Origin of the sequence: Saccharolobus solfataricus (assembly GCF_900079115.1) — an archaeon.
Taxonomy (GTDB): Archaea; Thermoproteota; Thermoprotei_A; order Sulfolobales; family Sulfolobaceae; genus Saccharolobus; species Saccharolobus solfataricus.
The window spans coordinates 2,990,756-3,007,584 of sequence record NZ_LT549890.1; the positions used below are offsets into that span (position 1 = coordinate 2,990,756).

General features: G+C 35.9%; 15 protein-coding genes. 6 read left to right on the plus strand and 9 right to left on the minus strand.

Annotated features, from left to right (window positions below; genetic code table 11):
• Positions 1–24: 24 nt before the first annotated feature.
• The gene (gene acs / locus SSOP1_RS15775) at positions 25–1,983 is read left to right on the plus strand and encodes an acetate--CoA ligase (RefSeq protein ID WP_009991677.1); all 1,959 of its coding nucleotides are present in this window, start codon (positions 25–27) and stop codon (positions 1,981–1,983) included.
• Here acs and SSOP1_RS15780 read toward each other — a convergent pair.
• Positions 1,972–3,054, minus strand: a complete 1,083-nt coding sequence (locus SSOP1_RS15780) for a glucose 1-dehydrogenase (protein ID WP_009991676.1) — start codon at positions 3,052–3,054, stop codon at positions 1,972–1,974. The genes acs and SSOP1_RS15780 overlap by 12 nt on opposite strands.
• 509 nt (positions 3,055–3,563) lie before the next feature.
• On the opposite strand from SSOP1_RS15780, the gene SSOP1_RS15785 reads away from it, so the two are divergent.
• Both SSOP1_RS15785 and SSOP1_RS15790 read left to right on the plus strand, forming a co-directional pair.
• Entirely contained in the window at positions 3,564–4,397 is an 834-nt protein-coding gene (locus SSOP1_RS15785) for a CBS domain-containing protein (protein ID WP_009991674.1), read from the plus strand.
• Between the two features lie 24 nt (positions 4,398–4,421).
• Positions 4,422–4,802, plus strand: a complete 381-nt coding sequence (locus SSOP1_RS15790; RefSeq protein ID WP_009991672.1) for a RidA family protein — start codon at positions 4,422–4,424, stop codon at positions 4,800–4,802.
• Here SSOP1_RS15790 and SSOP1_RS15795 read toward each other — a convergent pair.
• The 4 genes from SSOP1_RS15795 to SSOP1_RS15810 all read right to left on the minus strand — a co-directional run bounded on the left by SSOP1_RS15795 (position 4,799) and on the right by SSOP1_RS15810 (position 9,591).
• Positions 4,799–4,987, minus strand: coding sequence for a hypothetical protein (locus SSOP1_RS15795; RefSeq protein ID WP_009991670.1), 189 nt, complete (start codon positions 4,985–4,987; stop codon positions 4,799–4,801). The genes SSOP1_RS15790 and SSOP1_RS15795 overlap by 4 nt on opposite strands.
• Before the next feature lie 37 nt (positions 4,988–5,024).
• A complete protein-coding gene (locus tag SSOP1_RS15800; RefSeq protein WP_009991669.1) occupies positions 5,025–7,034 on the minus strand; it encodes a protein kinase domain-containing protein in 2,010 nt (669 codons plus the stop codon).
• A 143-nt stretch (positions 7,035–7,177) separates the two neighbouring features.
• Positions 7,178–7,975: an aldo/keto reductase gene (locus tag SSOP1_RS15805; protein ID WP_009991668.1), complete on the minus strand. Its 798-nt coding sequence runs from the start codon at positions 7,973–7,975 to the stop codon at positions 7,178–7,180.
• Positions 7,976–7,977: 2 nt separating this feature from the next.
• Complete coding sequence (locus SSOP1_RS15810) at positions 7,978–9,591, minus strand: thiamine pyrophosphate-requiring protein (protein ID WP_029552586.1); 1,614 nt, start codon at positions 9,589–9,591, stop codon at positions 7,978–7,980.
• A gap of 156 nt (positions 9,592–9,747) precedes the next feature.
• Here SSOP1_RS15810 and SSOP1_RS15815 point away from each other — a divergent pair, with 156 nt between their 5' ends.
• A complete protein-coding gene (locus tag SSOP1_RS15815; RefSeq protein ID WP_009992747.1) occupies positions 9,748–11,004 on the plus strand; it encodes an acetyl ornithine aminotransferase family protein in 1,257 nt (418 codons plus the stop codon).
• Here the strand turns inward: SSOP1_RS15815 and SSOP1_RS15820 are convergent.
• Positions 11,001–11,393: a hypothetical protein gene (locus tag SSOP1_RS15820; RefSeq protein WP_009992746.1), complete on the minus strand. Its 393-nt coding sequence runs from the start codon at positions 11,391–11,393 to the stop codon at positions 11,001–11,003. The genes SSOP1_RS15815 and SSOP1_RS15820 overlap by 4 nt on opposite strands.
• A gap of 122 nt (positions 11,394–11,515) precedes the next feature.
• Here SSOP1_RS15820 and SSOP1_RS15825 point away from each other — a divergent pair, with 122 nt between their 5' ends.
• Positions 11,516–12,304: a hypothetical protein gene (locus SSOP1_RS15825; RefSeq protein ID WP_029552623.1), complete on the plus strand. Its 789-nt coding sequence runs from the start codon at positions 11,516–11,518 to the stop codon at positions 12,302–12,304.
• 15 nt (positions 12,305–12,319) lie between these two features.
• On the opposite strand, the gene SSOP1_RS15830 is transcribed toward SSOP1_RS15825, so the two are convergent.
• From SSOP1_RS15830 to SSOP1_RS15840, 3 genes are read right to left on the minus strand one after another with little or no spacing between them, the layout of a single operon-like run.
• The gene (locus tag SSOP1_RS15830) at positions 12,320–14,632 is read right to left on the minus strand and encodes a tRNA(Met) cytidine acetyltransferase TmcA (protein WP_009992744.1); all 2,313 of its coding nucleotides are present in this window, start codon (positions 14,630–14,632) and stop codon (positions 12,320–12,322) included.
• Positions 14,633–14,635: 3 nt separating this feature from the next.
• Positions 14,636–14,881, minus strand: coding sequence for a MazG nucleotide pyrophosphohydrolase domain-containing protein (locus tag SSOP1_RS15835; protein ID WP_009992741.1), 246 nt, complete (start codon positions 14,879–14,881; stop codon positions 14,636–14,638).
• Complete coding sequence (locus SSOP1_RS15840; protein WP_009992740.1) at positions 14,871–15,230, minus strand: hypothetical protein; 360 nt, start codon at positions 15,228–15,230, stop codon at positions 14,871–14,873. Before SSOP1_RS15840 ends, SSOP1_RS15835 begins: the two co-directional genes overlap by 11 nt.
• Before the next feature lie 43 nt (positions 15,231–15,273).
• Between SSOP1_RS15840 and SSOP1_RS15845 the strand changes: the two genes are divergently transcribed.
• The gene (locus SSOP1_RS15845; RefSeq protein WP_009992739.1) at positions 15,274–16,710 is read left to right on the plus strand and encodes a gamma-glutamyltransferase family protein; all 1,437 of its coding nucleotides are present in this window, start codon (positions 15,274–15,276) and stop codon (positions 16,708–16,710) included.
• Positions 16,711–16,829: the final 119 nt, after the last annotated feature.

Below are 16,829 nucleotides of genomic sequence, written 5' to 3' on the forward strand. Positions count from 1 at the left end.
ACAAACACTTTTATATGATATCATATGGTACAAGAAATTACAGAAAATATTAAAGAAATAGAGGAAAAAGTTGATTATAATACAAGGATTTATAGAGAAATTTATAGGGAAAGCATAGAGAACCCAGGTAAATTCTGGGGTAAATTAGGTGAGGATTTAATTGACTGGTTTGAACCTTGGAAGGAGATCTATAAGCAAGAAACTCTTACAAAGTGGTTCTTAGGAGGAAAACTAAACGCAAGTTATAATGCAATTGATAGACATTTGAACAGTAGTAGAAAGTTTAAAGCCGCGATAATTTGGGAATCTGAAAAAGGGGAGAGAAAAATACTTACCTATCAAGACTTATTTTACGAAGTTAATAGATGGGCTAATGCGTTAAAGCAATTAGGTGTAAAAAAAGGTGACAGGGTTACAATTTACATGCCTTTAACCCCAGAAGGAGTTACAGCAATGTTAGCGTGTGCCAGAATAGGTGCAATTCACAGTGTGGTATTTGCTGGTTTTGGTTCCCAAGCGTTAGCCGATAGAATTGCCGATGCACAATCGAAGATTGTCATTACTGCAGACGGATATTATAGAAAGGGTAGACTCATAGAGCTTAAGAAGACCGTTGATGATGCTTTATCGAAATTACAAGATAATTCCGTAAAGAATATTATAATATTTAGGAGGATTGGGATAGAAATTCCATTTAAAGAAGGAAGAGATGTGTTTTTTGATGAAATAGGAAAGTATAAATATATCGAACCAGAACCAGTAGAGGCCACTCATCCGTTATTCATCCTTTATACTTCTGGGACTACCGGTAAACCTAAGGGTATAGTACACTCAACTGGTGGATATCTTGTAGGCACAGCTACAATGTTGTTATGGAGTTATGGATTAAGCCAAGAAAATGATGTATTATTCAATACTTCAGACATTGGCTGGATTGTAGGACACTCATACATAACATATTCACCGCTCGTGATGGGTAGAAGTGTAGTAATATATGAGAGTGCACCTGATTATCCAACTCCCGATAAATGGGCTGAACTAATTGAGAAGTATAAGGCTACGACTTTTGGAACTTCTGCAACATTCTTAAGGTATCTGATGAAATATGGTGAAGATTACATTAAAGCTCATGACTTATCCTCGCTTAGAATAATAGTAACAAATGGAGAACCGCTAAATTACGCTCCGTGGAAATATGGGTTAGAAATTATAGGTAAGGGTAGGGTGTTTATGTCACATCAGTGGTGGCAAACTGAGACTGGAGCTCCGAATTTAGGTTACATGCCGGGATATCCAATCTTCTTAACCATGAAATCTGGCCCAGCGTCCGGTTTCCCATTACCGGGTAATAAAATAAAAGTTGTCGACGAAAATGGAAATCCGACCAGGCCTAGAGAGAGAGGTTACCTAATAATTGAACCACCATTTCCACCAATGATGATGATAGGTATGTGGAACGACGATGGAAATGAGAGGGTTATTAAGACTTACTTTAGTAAATTCCCCAACTTATATTATACTGGAGACTTTGCCATGATAGATGAAGATGGATACGTGTGGGTATCTGGAAGAGCAGATGAGACATTGAAGATAGCTGGGCATAGAATAGGAGCAGGTGAAGTTGAGTCTGCAATAACCTCGCACCCTGCAGTAGCAGAGGCAGCTGTAATAGGCATTCCAGATCCAGTGAAAGGAGAGATCGCTCACGCATTCGTTGTGTTAAAACAAGGGTATCATCAAAACAATGAGTTATCTAAGGAAATACAAGAACATGTGAGGAAAATTATGGGGCCCATAGTATTATTAGAGGTACATTTCGTTAATGCGTTACCTAAAACTAGGTCTGGTAAAGTAATGAGAAGAGTAATAAAAGCTGTTATGACGGGATCTAATATAGGAGATATTTCGACGTTAGAAGATGAGGCATCAATGGAAGAAATTAAAAAAGCTATAGAGGTATTGAGAAGACAGTTAAACCCATGAAATTACTGTCTTTATTTCTCCCTTGGGTTTTGTATATAATACTTCTGGAGCTTGCTCTGGTTTAATAACTCTAGTTATCATTCTATTTAATACACTTGGATATCTATATTTCCAGATTGTAAGATAATTCACACCGTTTTCAAAGTCCTTCTTACTGGCATTAACACTCCCAAATAATAAAATGTTATTTTCTACAAGATATGTTATTAAATCAGCATTAACCTCAAATTTCTCTCCACCGGTAGTGCCAAATAGTATAATTGCTGAGTTCTTGTTTAACCTACTCATTAGGGGAATAAACGCTGATGGATACCCTGAAGTGTCTATAAGTAAGTCTATTGTATTAGGTAGTCGATCTTTATTAGTATTTATAAATTTAGCATTGCTCTTCTCTACGATCTCAGCCTCAATTGGAAAAGGATCTCTCTTATTCAAAACAAATGCATTAAAACCTTGAATAGAGAACATTAAGGAAAACATGAGACCTATTGGCCCAGATCCTACTATTGCAACATTTCTACAATTATAACTGCCGTCCTTACACCACCATGTCATTCTTCTTTGCACTAGCATTAGCTCACTATAAGCCTTTACCACATTGGAAAGTGGCTCAAGCAAAACTGCGATATCAACTATTTCATCTGGTATTTTAACTAAATAGCTTGCATTATCTATATAAAATTCCCTCATAAAACCGTCTAAACCTCTAATTCCAGCTTCCACAAATTCCCCAGTTTCACAAAAATCTTGCCTTCCAGCTAAACAATTGGAACACTTTCCACATCCCCTTCTAACTATCGAGACTACGTAGTCGCCTTTACCTAAGCCATGTACCTCTGGTCCCTTATCAATCACTTGACCCAAATTTTCATGTCCTAACACTAAATCATTTTTTCCATTTGGTGGTCGAGAGAATTTCAATAAGCCAGAAACAATACCACGATCAGTTCCACAAATGCCATTTGCTATCGTTTTAACTAAAACTTCATCTGCGGTGAGTGATCGATGTATATCGTTTATCTCTTTAACATGCACTCCTTTGTTTGGTGGATTAACTACTATTGCCTTCATAAAAGTATAATCGCATTTAAATTTTTAAACGTAGGAGAACTTAATACCAATTATGAATTTAGTTATCTCACGCTTAAGGATTATAGGAAGCTAATATCTATCGCTATGTTGTAATGGAGATTATCGCTATAGTCAGCAGTTTTAGATAAATATTGTTGGTTCATTTAATGTAATTGTGCTAGGTGCTTCACCAAATGTGGACTTGTCCCAAATACTTGGTGCTAAAAAACGCAAGATGCGTAGTTTCTCGGCATCCGTAAACTGACGTTAGTTAGGAGTTCTCTGCAACAAATCCTATGATAGAATTTTGAGTATAGTATTTGTTAGCTACTTATATAGGTTATTCCGCTAATGGGCGAAAAGGATGAAGGGAATAAGAGTCCGTGACTTTGGTGAATCCAAAGGGCTGAGAGTTGGATTCATGAAAATTCAACGAAGCCAAAATCCCTAAAAACCCTCTTTATTTATCGTAAACACATATTTATAAAGTAAGGTAATAGATAATAAATGTGAATATAGAGACTTTAATGATAAAAAATCCACCAATACTATCTAAAGAGGATAGATTAGGCTCAGCGTTTAAGAAAATAAATGAAGGAGGAATAGGTAGAATAATTGTAGCTAATGAAAAAATAGAAGGACTGTTGACAACTAGAGACCTTTTATCTACTGTAGAATCGTATTGCAAAGACAGTTGCAGCCAAGGCGACTTGTATCATATTTCTACTACGCCGATAATAGATTACATGACTCCTAACCCTGTTACAGTTTACAATACAAGTGATGAGTTCACTGCAATAAACATAATGGTTACGAGGAATTTCGGATCATTGCCGGTAGTTGATATAAATGATAAACCCGTGGGAATTGTGACGGAGAGAGAATTCTTACTGCTTTACAAGGATCTAGACGAGATATTCCCAGTAAAGGTTTTTATGTCAACTAAAGTTCAGACTATTTATAAGGAAGTTAGGTTAGACCAAGCGGTTAAGTTGATGTTGAGGAGGGGATTTAGAAGATTGCCCGTCATTGACGATGATAATAAGGTAGTAGGAATAGTAACTGTCGTAAATGCTATTAAGCAGTTAGCTAAGGCGGTAGATAAATTGGATCCGGATTACTTCTATGGCAAGGTAGTAAAAGACGTCATGGTCACAAACTTAGTGACTATTGATGAGCTAGCCTCGGTTAATAGAGCAGCAGCAGAAATGATTGTAAAGAGAATAGGTTCCCTATTAATATTGAACAAGGATAATACCATAAGAGGTATAATCACTGAAAGAGATTTGTTAATAGCTTTACATCATATTCTTGTTATGGAGAAATTTAAGGAAAAACTTTAAACTATTTTCGATTTAGTAATTCACATGAAGGAAATAATTTTCACGGAGAAAGCTCCTAAGCCAATAGGTCCATACTCTCAAGGAGTGAAGGTTGGAGATATACTTTACGTATCAGGACAAATTCCAGTAGATCCTAAAACTAACGAAGTAGTAGGCAAAAACATAGAAGAACAGACAATTAGGGTTATTGAAAACATAAAAGCTGTTCTAGAAGCAGCAGGTTATATGTTAGATGACGTAGTAATGTCCTTTGTTTATCTAAAAGATATAAAGGACTTTCAAAGATTTAATGAAGTTTATTCGAAATATTTCAGTAATAAACCTCCCGCGAGAGTTACTGTAGAAGTTTCAAGATTACCAAGAGACGTATTAATAGAAATAACTGTTATAGCTCAGAAGAGTTAAGAAAAAATCTTTTTCAATAGCTTTTCTACGTGTGGACAATCCAGATCGAATAGATTATGATTCCCGTGTTCAACGCAGCTTGCTTGGATTGGTTTACCTTCTAATAAGACAACGCTAGCCTCATCGTCTTCCCATATCGTATACGCTAGTCCTTCGAACACTTTCTTAGCCATTGGCTCTATCATTCTTTTTCACCGATCCTTTTATTTTATATAACTGTCATCAATAGTTTATAAGCTTTTCTGCTTCACTGTTCAGATTATTAATGTCTATATTATAATCTTCGACCAAAATTTCTTCCAATCTCTTATTTATTTCTAACATGCTAATTTCACCCTTCAACCCCATCGTTATAAGATCTTTGAATTCCGCAGGTACATAATCAAGTCTAGGCGTTGCGTTGTGAAAATCATCCAAGGCTTGTTTTCTCTTTTCTGGATTCTTTACCGCTTCTTCGATTTCGTTTTCTAGCCATTCGGGAAATGGAAAATTATTAGTAAGAGATACGTAAAGGGATACTGAAAAAGAGTAAACGTCAAACATGGTTTCGGCTCTATTACCAAATCTTTGTAAGGGATGAGCATAGTAGGGAGTATAGTGCATTACCGGAGTACCTATTTTTACCGAAGAACCCAAATCAGATAATTTAGGTACAACTTCAAAATTGAGCAAAGAATTTAGAGCATCTTCACCGTATCTTGGCAGTTTCTTATTGAACAAAATATTAGATGGTTTTATGTCACAATGTGTATATCCCTCTTTATGAACTTCTATAACGGCCTTGGCAATTTTAGAAAATATTAAAGCTACCACTTGAGGCCATTTAACGGAATGACGCAAAGCAGAATACTCTTGATCCACTAGGATTGACCTTAAGTCACCTCCTTCCATATATTCCATTATTATTGCGGGTGGAGAACTGAAGTAATCTGTCCAGTTCTCATCTAGAAAACTAGCGAATATTTTAACTAAGTATTCAGACCTCTTAGAGATTTCTTGCATTTTTGCAACTTCATAAAGCATCTCTATAAAAGTATACTCCTTCTTCATCACTTTCATAGCGTATTTCTTACCATTCCTCTCAACTAATAGTACATAACCCATACCGCCATTTCCCAACAATTGCTTTACCTCATATCCATAGAGTACATAACTTAACCAAGCAGTTGCATCAAATGGTTCTGGTATGTATAGTTTGTATGATCTAGTCTTCATGCACGCGTCAATTATACCTTCCCTACACGCGTAAAGAAACTCCCTTTCAGCTTGAGATGGAGCATTCAAACCTTCTAAAGCTAAACCTTTTATGTATGCAGAACCAGCGTTACGCTTAATTTTCTCTGCCTTCTCAATAACCTCTAACGCTTCCCTATATCTCTCATTACCTATCAAAGACCACGCATATAACAAGAGGTTATGGAATGTTGGTACTCTTTTAACAGCTTCTTCAAAGTATTTTACCGCTTCCTCAAATTTTCTTTTGTTAACATAATGCCACCCTAATTCAATAAGCGGTGCATCATACGTTGGTAGCATCTTAACTGAGTCTATTAAGAGTTTCACATTCCCCTCTTTCCTATACTCCTCAATAATTGCGTTTACCTTGCTTCTTATCTTACTTTCCAATTCCCTATACTTCTCCTCAGATAAAAATGAGTAAATCTTTAAGGCTTCCAACTCGTCTCCTATTCTCTCCATGCATTGAGCTACTGCTAAGGAAACCTCTGGGTCGGAAACTCTCAGTTCTTTATAATATCTTACTGCATCATCACATTTCTCAAATTTAACTAAAGATAAAATGGAATGATTAACTATACTAGAATCATTCCTAAAACTATTTAATGCGTATAACGCTACCTTGTAGTCTCTATTTATAGCCTCGATTATCTCGACTTTAGAACCTAAAGCAATAGGTATACCATATATAATCATATATGGAAAGTTTAATTTAGGATTAGAAATATTTCCAAAATATACATATATTGTATTACCATATTCAAATAAATACATATTCAACTTATCTACTTTCTCCTTCAATACTGCTTGCGTAATTACATTGCTATCGTTTACTCTCACTACCTTATAATCATATAAAACTTTAACCTTACCTGCGTCATAAATAACACCATATCCTATCACATCATCTTTAGTCTTTATCTTACCGTCAAAAGGCCTAATTACGCCATCAACGTATAAATATTTCTGATCATCTAACTGTAATACTAACTTCACACTAACTCTGTTCTAAGGAATATCTTAAGTAACTTAAATCACATAATACCTCGTCTTCACTAAGAGCCATATTATAGCCAAATTATAGACACCACATCTTTTATACCTTTTAAAACGTCTTTCTTCAGAGTTTTCTGAGCTATTTAAATTTTCGAAATCCTCTCATAATCCTCATCACTTAGATTCCATCCTAAAGCTCCAAGTATCTCATCAATATGATCTTTACTAGAAGCCTTAGGTATTGGGATTGATCTTCTCAAAAGGTAATTTAAGGCTACTTGAACAGAGGTCTTATTGTATTTTCGTCCAATCTCCTCTAGTATTTTATTGTTTTTAGCATTTCCCCTAGCGAGAGGAGAATACGCTATGACTTTTATATTATTCCTTTCGCAGAACGGTATAACATCCTTTTCCGCACTTTTATTTTCAACATTATACTCTATTTCATTTGCAGTTATTTCATATTTCTTAGTTATCGACATTGTTTCTTCTAAAAGTTTAATATCAAAATTGCTTACTCCAATACAATTTACAATGCCTTGATCTACCAACTCCTCCATTGCTCTTAAACTTTCCTCTAGTGGTACAGAGGAATTCGGCCAATGGATTAAGTATAGGTCAATATACTTCGCGTTAAGCCTTTTTAGACTATTTTTAGCAGACCTAATTAAATCATCGTACTTCAGATGATTAGACCATACCTTAGTTATAATGAAAATTTTATCCCTATCAAAATTCTCTATAGCTTTTCCAACAAGTTCTTCAGAATGTCCTCCACCATACATTTCCGCAGTATCGATAACGTTTATTCCCTTACTTATCACATACTTTAATATTTCTATATAATGGGAATCCTTAGAATAATCTGGATTCCAATACCCTCCTCCAATTTTCCAAGTCCCAAAACCAATTTGTGAGACGTCCTTATTACATAACCTCATGATTATCTCACCTTGTCTACTATAACTTGAATCACAGCTATTTTATTCTCTCTTCTCATTTTCTCTAAGCCCCTTATTAAGGCAGGCTTAATCTCCCAAGGATCCTCAACTAGTTCATAGTAGCCATGAAAAGTTTCAACAGTCTTCCCAATCTCGAACCTTCTATCAAAATCTGCGCCAGGATAATACTTTTTACTTTTTGCTAAACCCTCAGGAAAAACCTCATCTACTGCCTCAGCTGATGCCAACCAGCCACCATTATCATAAATCACAACCATCGTCGGATATTTCGATGCTACATAATAGAAGGCTTCCGGAACGCCAAATATAAATGAGCCATCACCAGTAGTGATAAGTACGTCCTTGTTAGTAGCTATCTTATATCCAACGCCAGCACCTAATGCGAAGCCTAGATATCCTACGGACAAGTCAGCAAAGTAAGAACCAAACTCATTTAGCCTAGCGTATCTAGGATTAAATTGATACTCATTAAATATTACCAAATTGTACTCAGACGCAACAATTCCAATTTCATATGATAAATATTTCGGATGAATTGGTTTCTTATCCTTTAATCTCTCAATCTCTTGCTTCTTATATTCTTCTTGCTTAGCCCTTAGCTCCTTAATCTCGTCATAACTCTTCGGTCTAATCGAAATATAATCAAAGAAGTTGCTGGGTGTGGATTGTATACATAGATCACATCTAAAGCCATAATATGGAATGTAAGAATAAGATGGATCAACATCAATCTTAACTATTGGAATATCTAGGTCAATTTTCTTCGGAAAATACGGCACTTCTGCCTCCACTACTAATAACAAATCACTATTTCGTAAATCAAACCTATCCAAAGCCATTGGTCCACTGCTGGGATAATTCAAAACCTCGCCAGCGTAGTTCAGAACTGGAATATTATAATTATCTGCAAATCTCCTTAGGGATTCAAACCATTCTTTTCTCCTTCCAGCCCTCCATGTTATAATTAGTGGTCTTTCTGACTTTTCCAGCATTTCCTTAGCCTTGTTAATTTTATCCGGAGAAGGTGCGGGTTCATAATAATCCATTGGTATTCTCCTAGCTTCATTAACTTCTTGAATGCTAACTTCTCTTGGCAAAACAATATATACTGGACCTCTTGGTTCACTCATCATTATTTGAATTGCTCTAGATACTACTGCTGGTAACTGATCAGCCATCCTAATTTCAAAATCGTACTTGACATATTGCCTAACCAATTCTCCTTGATCCCTAGCCTCTTGTGTCCAGTGGATTCTCAAGTTCCTGCTTGCAGTATTGCCTTTCTCAGTATATGGACTCCTCCCCGCAATAACTAAAAGTGGTATTCTGGAAGTGAACGCACTCATAATACCTCCCAATGCGTTTGCCGTTCCAGGTGTAGTGTGAACTGCAACAGCACTTAGCTTATTGCCTAGTGCGTAACCTATTGCAGTTGATATAGCAGTAATCTCATGAGGTACTATTTCAAATTCTGGTAAACTGGAATCTTCGACCTTAGCCTCTATTAATGAAGCGTAATCCGTACCAGATACTATAAATATTTTATTTACCCCGCTTTCTTTAAGAAGAGATAAAAATAGCCTTCCGGCATTCATAACTAAATATTTTATCATGAATATAAAATACTACCTTTCCTCCCGAAGAAAATATTAAAGATCGATAATTTATTGTATTACGAAAAACGAATAGTGAGTATTGTTACTTTAAGAAACTAGGAAAAATTAATATACTATAAGTTCGAAATTAAAACGATGAGCAAGAAAGTAGATGAGTTGATAAAAGAGGATCAAGAATATTTGATGCAATCCTTTAGGAGATGGTATCCATTTGTAATAGATCACGGTTTTGGGGCAATAGTTTACGATATTGAAGGAAACGAGTACATTGATTTTAACGCGGGAATAGGAGTAGTTGCATTAGGCCACAAAAACGAGAAGATCATTAATGCAGTAAAGGAGCAAATGGACAAGTTTTTCCATTATAGTCTTACAGATTTCTACTATGAAGTTGCGATAGAAGTAGCGAAAAGATTATCCTCCTTAATGCCATTCTCAGCTAAGGTATTTTATGCTAACAGTGGTACTGAGAGTGTTGAAGCAGCAATAAAGATAGCTAGAGGGCATACAGGGAGACAATGGATTATAGGTTTCATTAATTCCTTTCATGGAAGAACCTTAGGCTCCTTAGCCTTTACCTCAAGTAAAGCTATCCAAAGGAAATCGTTCTCTCCCCTTTTACCATCAACATATTTAATCCCATATCCAGATAGGAGAGACCCACTATGTAAAGAAGAGTGTACTGAAGAGTTGTTAGGATTTATAGAAGACTGGGTTTTCAAGAAGGTAGTCGATCCCAATGAAGTAGCTGCTTTTATTGCTGAGCCAATACAAGGAGAAGGTGGGGTTATAGTACCTCCTAAGGATTTCTTTTATAAATTGAATAATTTACTTAAGAAATTTGGAATCTTACTTATCCTTGATGAAGTACAGACTGGAATCGGAAGAACTGGGAAAATGTTCGCATTTGAGCATTTCAATGTAACGCCAGATTTAGTATGTTTAGCTAAGGCATTAGGTGGAGGACTTCCACTGGGTGCAGTTGTTGGAAGAAAGGAGATTATGGATTTGCCTCCGGGTTCTCATGCTAACACTTTTGGGGGAAATCCATTAGCATTGGCTGCAGCGAATGTTATTTTAGAAGAGGTTCCGAAGCTATTAGACCATGTAAGCAGTATAGGCAAGAAAATTATCGAGGAACTAACAGATACTAGATCACCTTACTTATATGATGTCAGAGGATTAGGTCTTCTCATAGGTGCTGAGTTAAGAAAAAATGATAAACCATTTGTAGAAGGTCTAGAAAAAGTATTATATAATTCTTTCAGAAGAGGAGTATTGGCAATAGGAGCTGGAGAATCGGTAGTTAGAATAGAACCTCCGCTAATAATAAGTGAAGAGTTGGCCATGAAAGGTACTAAAATATTAAAGGAAGAAATAGAAAAACTTTAACTTTTCTTTTCTACAAAGATTAGTATTAACGATAATACTATTAGGATGACATCGAGAGCTAAGGAGATATCTACATAATAATTAAATGGAAGTTTCTTTCCTACAAGTAATGCTGGTCCTAATCTGGTCTCACTAAGCAATGTTAAGTCTATGGCATAGAATGCAGTAATTAACGGATAGCTATACTTTATTCCTTGAATAGCTAAGACCGCAGCTATTATAGCTAATGCTGACGTAAACCCGAAGAACGTATCGTAAACCATCGTTGCAGTTGGATTAGGTAGTACTGCGTGTGTTAGTACCATGTGAACTCCAGCCCACAATGCAGATGACATTGCCGTTATCCATCTTAATATCAACCTTGCAATTCCGACTTCTTTTTCAGCCATGAGTACATTTTTCCGCAATAATATAAATAGAATTTTTCCCAAATCGATTATTGTTTTGAAACATATCAGACATTAATCAAACCCCTAAAAGAGATTTTTAAGGTATGAAATCACTTATGTAAATAATGATAGTAACTTACCTTTCGGCACTTGAGACAATATTGGCTGGAACAACGATAGTTTTTGGTGGAATAGTAGAAGGTTATGGATATGGTTTATCGCTAGGAACTAATTGGCCCTATACTAATGATATCATGCAACTGGCTGCTAAAAAAGATCCCGAGGCAATACACAGAATTTTAGCTACACTAGTTGGAATCTTTTCTCTAGTCATATTAATAATTCATCCTACCCTTATATCAATAATTGGGTTTGTGTCCGTAGTTTTCACAGCACTTTTAGGTATGGCGACACTATACGTACTAGCTGGAAAATTACCTTCAGTATTCCAAGGCTTGCATGATATAGCAGCTTATACAACTTTCGTCTCTTACTTCCTCATTATGTTACAAGGATTAGGAATATTTAAGATAGATATAGTGTCATTTCTGATTAGCGCAATAGTTCCTCCACACTTTTTATACTTCGTCATCTTTATGGGAGGTGTAGTAACTGGAACTAGAAGAATGAAATTAAAGATAGGTAGGCCATGGGAAAGAGATAAGGAGAGAAATTCGTGGCTGCAAGCTGCTTGGACAATTCACGGTATAGTAGCCCTAATCTTTATAATTGCTGTTGTTCTCCTACATTACTGGTTAACATTAATTTTCACAGCTTTAGAAATAATTGTCGGATTATGGGTATGGGATTCCAGCAACAGAAATCCGTTAAAACCAGGTATGTCCATTGGATTGCATCAACTATTCTCAATCCTTGTCGTAGTAGCAATAATATTGAATAGTATCAGTTGAGGTGCATTAATTCACCTAATCATATTGTTGTGAATTCATCACATCCTTTAACGTTAAACCTACCTTACTATCAGCGGTTAAGTTATAATATTTTTTCATTAACTTTGATATAGCAGAATATATTAATTCGTATATATGTGTTCTATTACTACTAAGCACAGTAGATACATAACTCCATGGCTTACCTTGAAGAACTTTAGCTATTAATACTAATTCCTCATCCTGAGTCAAACTCCAATCTCTTTCTCCATCCCAGAAATACTTTAGCGTTAACATGTGTATTCCATCAGCTGAGGATTCATATGGACTTACGCCTTGAAGAAATGATATGGTTTTGTCTAATATTATTGGACTTACATTAATGGTTTTACTAACTATCTTAGTGCTTGTCAACATTAGCCTAACTACTTCAGGGTTCATATTAAAGTATACGTCGTGTAAAGTATTAAGAAGTTTCTCTTTTAACATATATGCGGATATTTTTACAATTTTTGTTGCAATATCACTTATAGGTCTAATAACAACAACTGGATAGTCGCCTAATTTTTCATTTTTCTTTGGTGATATATGAACTGGAATAAAGCCGTTCTTTATCCAGAAATTTAAAACTTTTTGATCAGACATAAAAGAAGAACCAACCCAGTCCACTCCTTTATCCCTAGCCTCTTCGTATATCATTTTCAATAGCTCACTACCAAATCCCTTATCTTGAAGTTCTGGAGCCACTGCAATTCTAACTATCCTCCACCCACGTAGCTTAGCAAAGTCCTTAATCCTAACGTGCTTTATAATTCTGTCCGGTATTAGATCACCATCAAACGTACCACCTTTTAAGGCAATATCTACCATATTATCAGAAAGTTCACCCTCTTCGGCTATTTGACAAGCGGCAATGTACGAATTCTCCCCAATACGTATGGCCTTTATCTTATGATGAATACCATCTAACATAATCATTAAATCATCTGGATTATTTTTGTAGTGGGCTGTTACCATTATTCCATAAATAGCTCTCAGTCTGTTATCATCATTAGCCAGTTCAGATTTATCCACATCTTCGTAAATCATAGTATCATTAAGATACTGTGGCTCTGAAGGTTCTGCGTCAAGCAACAACGCATCATAGAGCCATTTTTCTATAGGGTCTCCCTTCGCATATCTTAAAGGTTGTTCCATATTTACCCATTTGACCCTAATCCTTTTACTTTCAATTAGTCTTCTTAAATATCTAAGAAATGCCTTATTAGAACCTTCATATCCATGTACCGTAGTTACTAGTGCTACCTTTTTCCATGCCCTCAATGCTAAGTCTATGTAATTAATACCCAAGGCTGCGGCCTCGTCTATGATTAAAAGTTCACCCTCATCTTCTATGGCAGCATCAGGCGGAACATACTCCAACTTGAAATAGTCGCCTCTTAAACTCTTTATATGTCCAGTATCACTAACTTTTACCGAAAGTTCCTCGCCTAAAGCTTCTAAACCTAATTTTGCGAAAGACATTACTTGAGATGCACTGGCTATTGAGGGTGCAGTAACTATTATTCTAATACTCTTCTCTTTTCTTTCCCTAAGTTTCTCTATTAACCCCGCTATAGATAGTCCGGTAGCTGCGCTTTTTCCTCTACCCCTAGCAGCTGTTAAAACTAAGGCTCTTTGTCCTCCACTTAATAGATAAGTGAAACTCTCTATAACTCTGTTTTGATCCTCACTTAGCGATAATTCATGAATTTCTTTTGGCATTAATGGGTTTCTTGGGACTTTCTTCTCTGCCTTTGGCATTGTGTTACCAGAAAACGGCTTAGGAATATACTCGTTAACGTCAATGATAAATATCCCTTCATGCTCATACAATTTTCTTTTAAACCTTTTCTCATATTCATCTAAAATTAAACCATTCCTCATTATTGAAGTTCTAAAAGTCTTATCCTTAATTAGATTATTTGTATAAATTATTATCAAACCCCCACCTCTAGCTAGATCAACGAGTCTACCTATATTAATTGGTTGAAAATTATCTACAGTGTCCAATATGACTAAATCATAAGTGTTACCTAAGTAGTATTCAGCATTGGCGTAATCAATATCGTCAAATTTGGAGAAATATTCTTTTATAGTTCTCATTCTCTCTTTAGAACCACTTGCCCAAGGTACGAAACCATACGCTACTGAAGGATTTGATTTGAAGTTAAGAAATAGACTTATAATTTCCTTAACGTGATCAAAGTAGTCATCCCTCTCTATGTAAATCAAGTTCCTATAATATCTAGTATTACCATCCTCTAATGCCTTTCTTATTTGATCATAAAACTGCTCTTTATTTACCATTGCTTACAATTTATACTTCTTCTTTAAAGCTTCTTCTATATCTATACCTTCTAAGTTAGCTATGGATACTGTCCAAGCTATGACATCCGCCAATTCCTCTTGGATAGAATCTAAATTATTGGAAAGAAGTGCTTCAGCTAACTCTCCTACTTCTTCTACTAGCCAAGTAAATGTAGCATAAATACCCCTTTGCGAGTCTTTCTCGAAATACATTTCCTTCATTTTTGACTGTAGTTCCTTAAGTTCCAAGTCCAATTTCCCTCCGCATCACTCTTATCTCGTTATCAGAAAAAGTTATCCTTAGCTTAATTTCCACATTAAAGCTATGATTAACGAAATATATGTCAATCCATTTCTTATGTGAAACATTTTCAACAAATTTAGCATCTACTCCATATTCAACGGTTAATGGATTTGAAGGGTCGTCCATGATTATATGTCTAAAAATTACCTCTCTACCTTCCCTATCTATTTCAAATAGTACTTCGACGTTCGCATTTTTAGGATAGTCTTCACTCATACATACTACTGAATCATTACAGCACGTTAGACATAGGCCATCACTTAGATTATTCCTAACTTCTGCCGGAAATTCCATGATAGTGATAAATATTTTATGCTCAACCAACTATTAAATAATTATGCCTTCAGCAGTAGGTAAAAAAGTTGTCACAACGCAAAATTACATAGCAAGTTACGTTGGAGCTAAGGTTTTAGAAGAAGGGGGAAATGCGTTTGACGCTGCTATCGCAATAAGTGCTACCTTATCTGTAGTGATACCGCATACCAGTGGCCTTGGAGGTGATGGATTTCTATTAGCGAAAACACCGGAGGGTTTAATTGCTTATAATGCATCTGGCTGGGCTCCTAAGGAGTTGAAAGTAGACAAAATAAACAGTGATAGAGGTCCGCTTACTGTGGTTGTCCCTGGGTTAGTAGATCTATGGGAATTCATTTATGAAAACTACGCCTCAAAATCACTACATGAATTGCTTATTCCTGCGATTTCATTAGCGACCAATGGGTTTATGGTGGGAAGAGGATTACACCACGCAATAATAAGTTCGTTTAAATTATCTGATGATTGGAATAGGGTTTATGGAAGCAAAAGATTTGGTGATGAAATAAAGCTCAGGGGAATTGCTAAGGTCTTGAAGGAGATTTCAAAAGACCCTAGAAGTTTCTATGAAGGAAAGATCGCAGAGGAGTTAACCAAAGGATTAAGAGAAAGGGGAGTACCAGTGAGTTATGAAGATTTTAGTGAATTTCACGGTGAGATTATAAATCCAATAAAAATGAAGTATAAGGATTTTATGCTATATGAGTTACCACCAAATACACAAGGACTTACTACACTAGAATTACTTAAAATGATTGAAGTAACTGAAATAAACAAATTGCCCTTCAACGACGTGAGGAGAGTAAATGATCACGTGCGATTAAGTGCACTAGCTTATGCTGATAGAAATAACTATATAGCTGATCCAAGATTTGTAAACGTGCCCGTAGAAATGTTATTATCGGAGAAGTATATTGCAAATAAGATAGCTGAATATGGATTCGAGGTAAAAGTAAACGTTACTGGAGATACAACGTTTTTCGCTGTTGCTGATGGCGAAAATGAAATTGGATTTATACAAAGTCTATTTTATCCCTTTGGCTCTGGGATAGTGGTAAACGATATACCGTTTAACAATAGAGGTGCAGGATTTTCTGAAGGAAATAATAAACCAGAACCTAGGAAGAGACCCTTACACACACTTTCTATACTAATGGCCGAGAAGGACGATGAGAGAATCTTTATAGGTTGTGCTGGTGGAGATCTGAGACCACAAATCCATGCTGAAGTATTTGAGTATTATGCCGATTATAACATGGAAATTGATGAAGCAGTTCAAGCTCCTAGGTTCATGTATTTGGGAAATAAGGTTATTGCCGAAAAGAGACTCGGTGTACCTGCTACACAAACAGACTATTATTCGCCTGAGGTGGGAATAGTGCAAGCCCTAAAGTATAAGAAAGGAAGATATATCGGAGTTGCTGACATTAGAAGTGAAGGCATAGTATTACCTATTTAGTTATTTTCCTTTGGATCTGCTTTGTTGATCCAACTGGATATCTTTTCACAGAACTGAACTACTATTTTCCTTCAATTAATATTCAAGGTGTACAATTTTGGCCTGTAATGCCTATTAAC

Excerpts from the sequence above, each read along its gene's own strand:
- acs (WP_009991677.1), top strand. The coding sequence starts at position 25 with ATGGTACAAGAAATTACAGAAAATATTAAAGAAATAGAGGAAAAAGTT.
- SSOP1_RS15780 (WP_009991676.1), bottom strand. The coding sequence starts at position 3,054 with ATGAAGGCAATAGTAGTTAATCCACCAAACAAAGGAGTGCATGTTAAA.
- SSOP1_RS15790 (WP_009991672.1), top strand. The coding sequence starts at position 4,422 with ATGAAGGAAATAATTTTCACGGAGAAAGCTCCTAAGCCAATAGGTCCA.
- SSOP1_RS15795 (WP_009991670.1), bottom strand. The coding sequence starts at position 4,987 with ATGATAGAGCCAATGGCTAAGAAAGTGTTCGAAGGACTAGCGTATACG.
- SSOP1_RS15805 (WP_009991668.1), bottom strand. The coding sequence starts at position 7,975 with ATGAGGTTATGTAATAAGGACGTCTCACAAATTGGTTTTGGGACTTGG.
- SSOP1_RS15810 (WP_029552586.1), bottom strand. The coding sequence starts at position 9,591 with ATGAATGCCGGAAGGCTATTTTTATCTCTTCTTAAAGAAAGCGGGGTA.
- SSOP1_RS15815 (WP_009992747.1), top strand. The coding sequence starts at position 9,748 with ATGAGCAAGAAAGTAGATGAGTTGATAAAAGAGGATCAAGAATATTTG.
- SSOP1_RS15820 (WP_009992746.1), bottom strand. The coding sequence starts at position 11,393 with ATGGCTGAAAAAGAAGTCGGAATTGCAAGGTTGATATTAAGATGGATA.
- SSOP1_RS15830 (WP_009992744.1), bottom strand. The coding sequence starts at position 14,632 with ATGGTAAATAAAGAGCAGTTTTATGATCAAATAAGAAAGGCATTAGAG.
- SSOP1_RS15840 (WP_009992740.1), bottom strand. The coding sequence starts at position 15,230 with ATGGAATTTCCGGCAGAAGTTAGGAATAATCTAAGTGATGGCCTATGT.
- SSOP1_RS15845 (WP_009992739.1), top strand. The coding sequence starts at position 15,274 with ATGCCTTCAGCAGTAGGTAAAAAAGTTGTCACAACGCAAAATTACATA.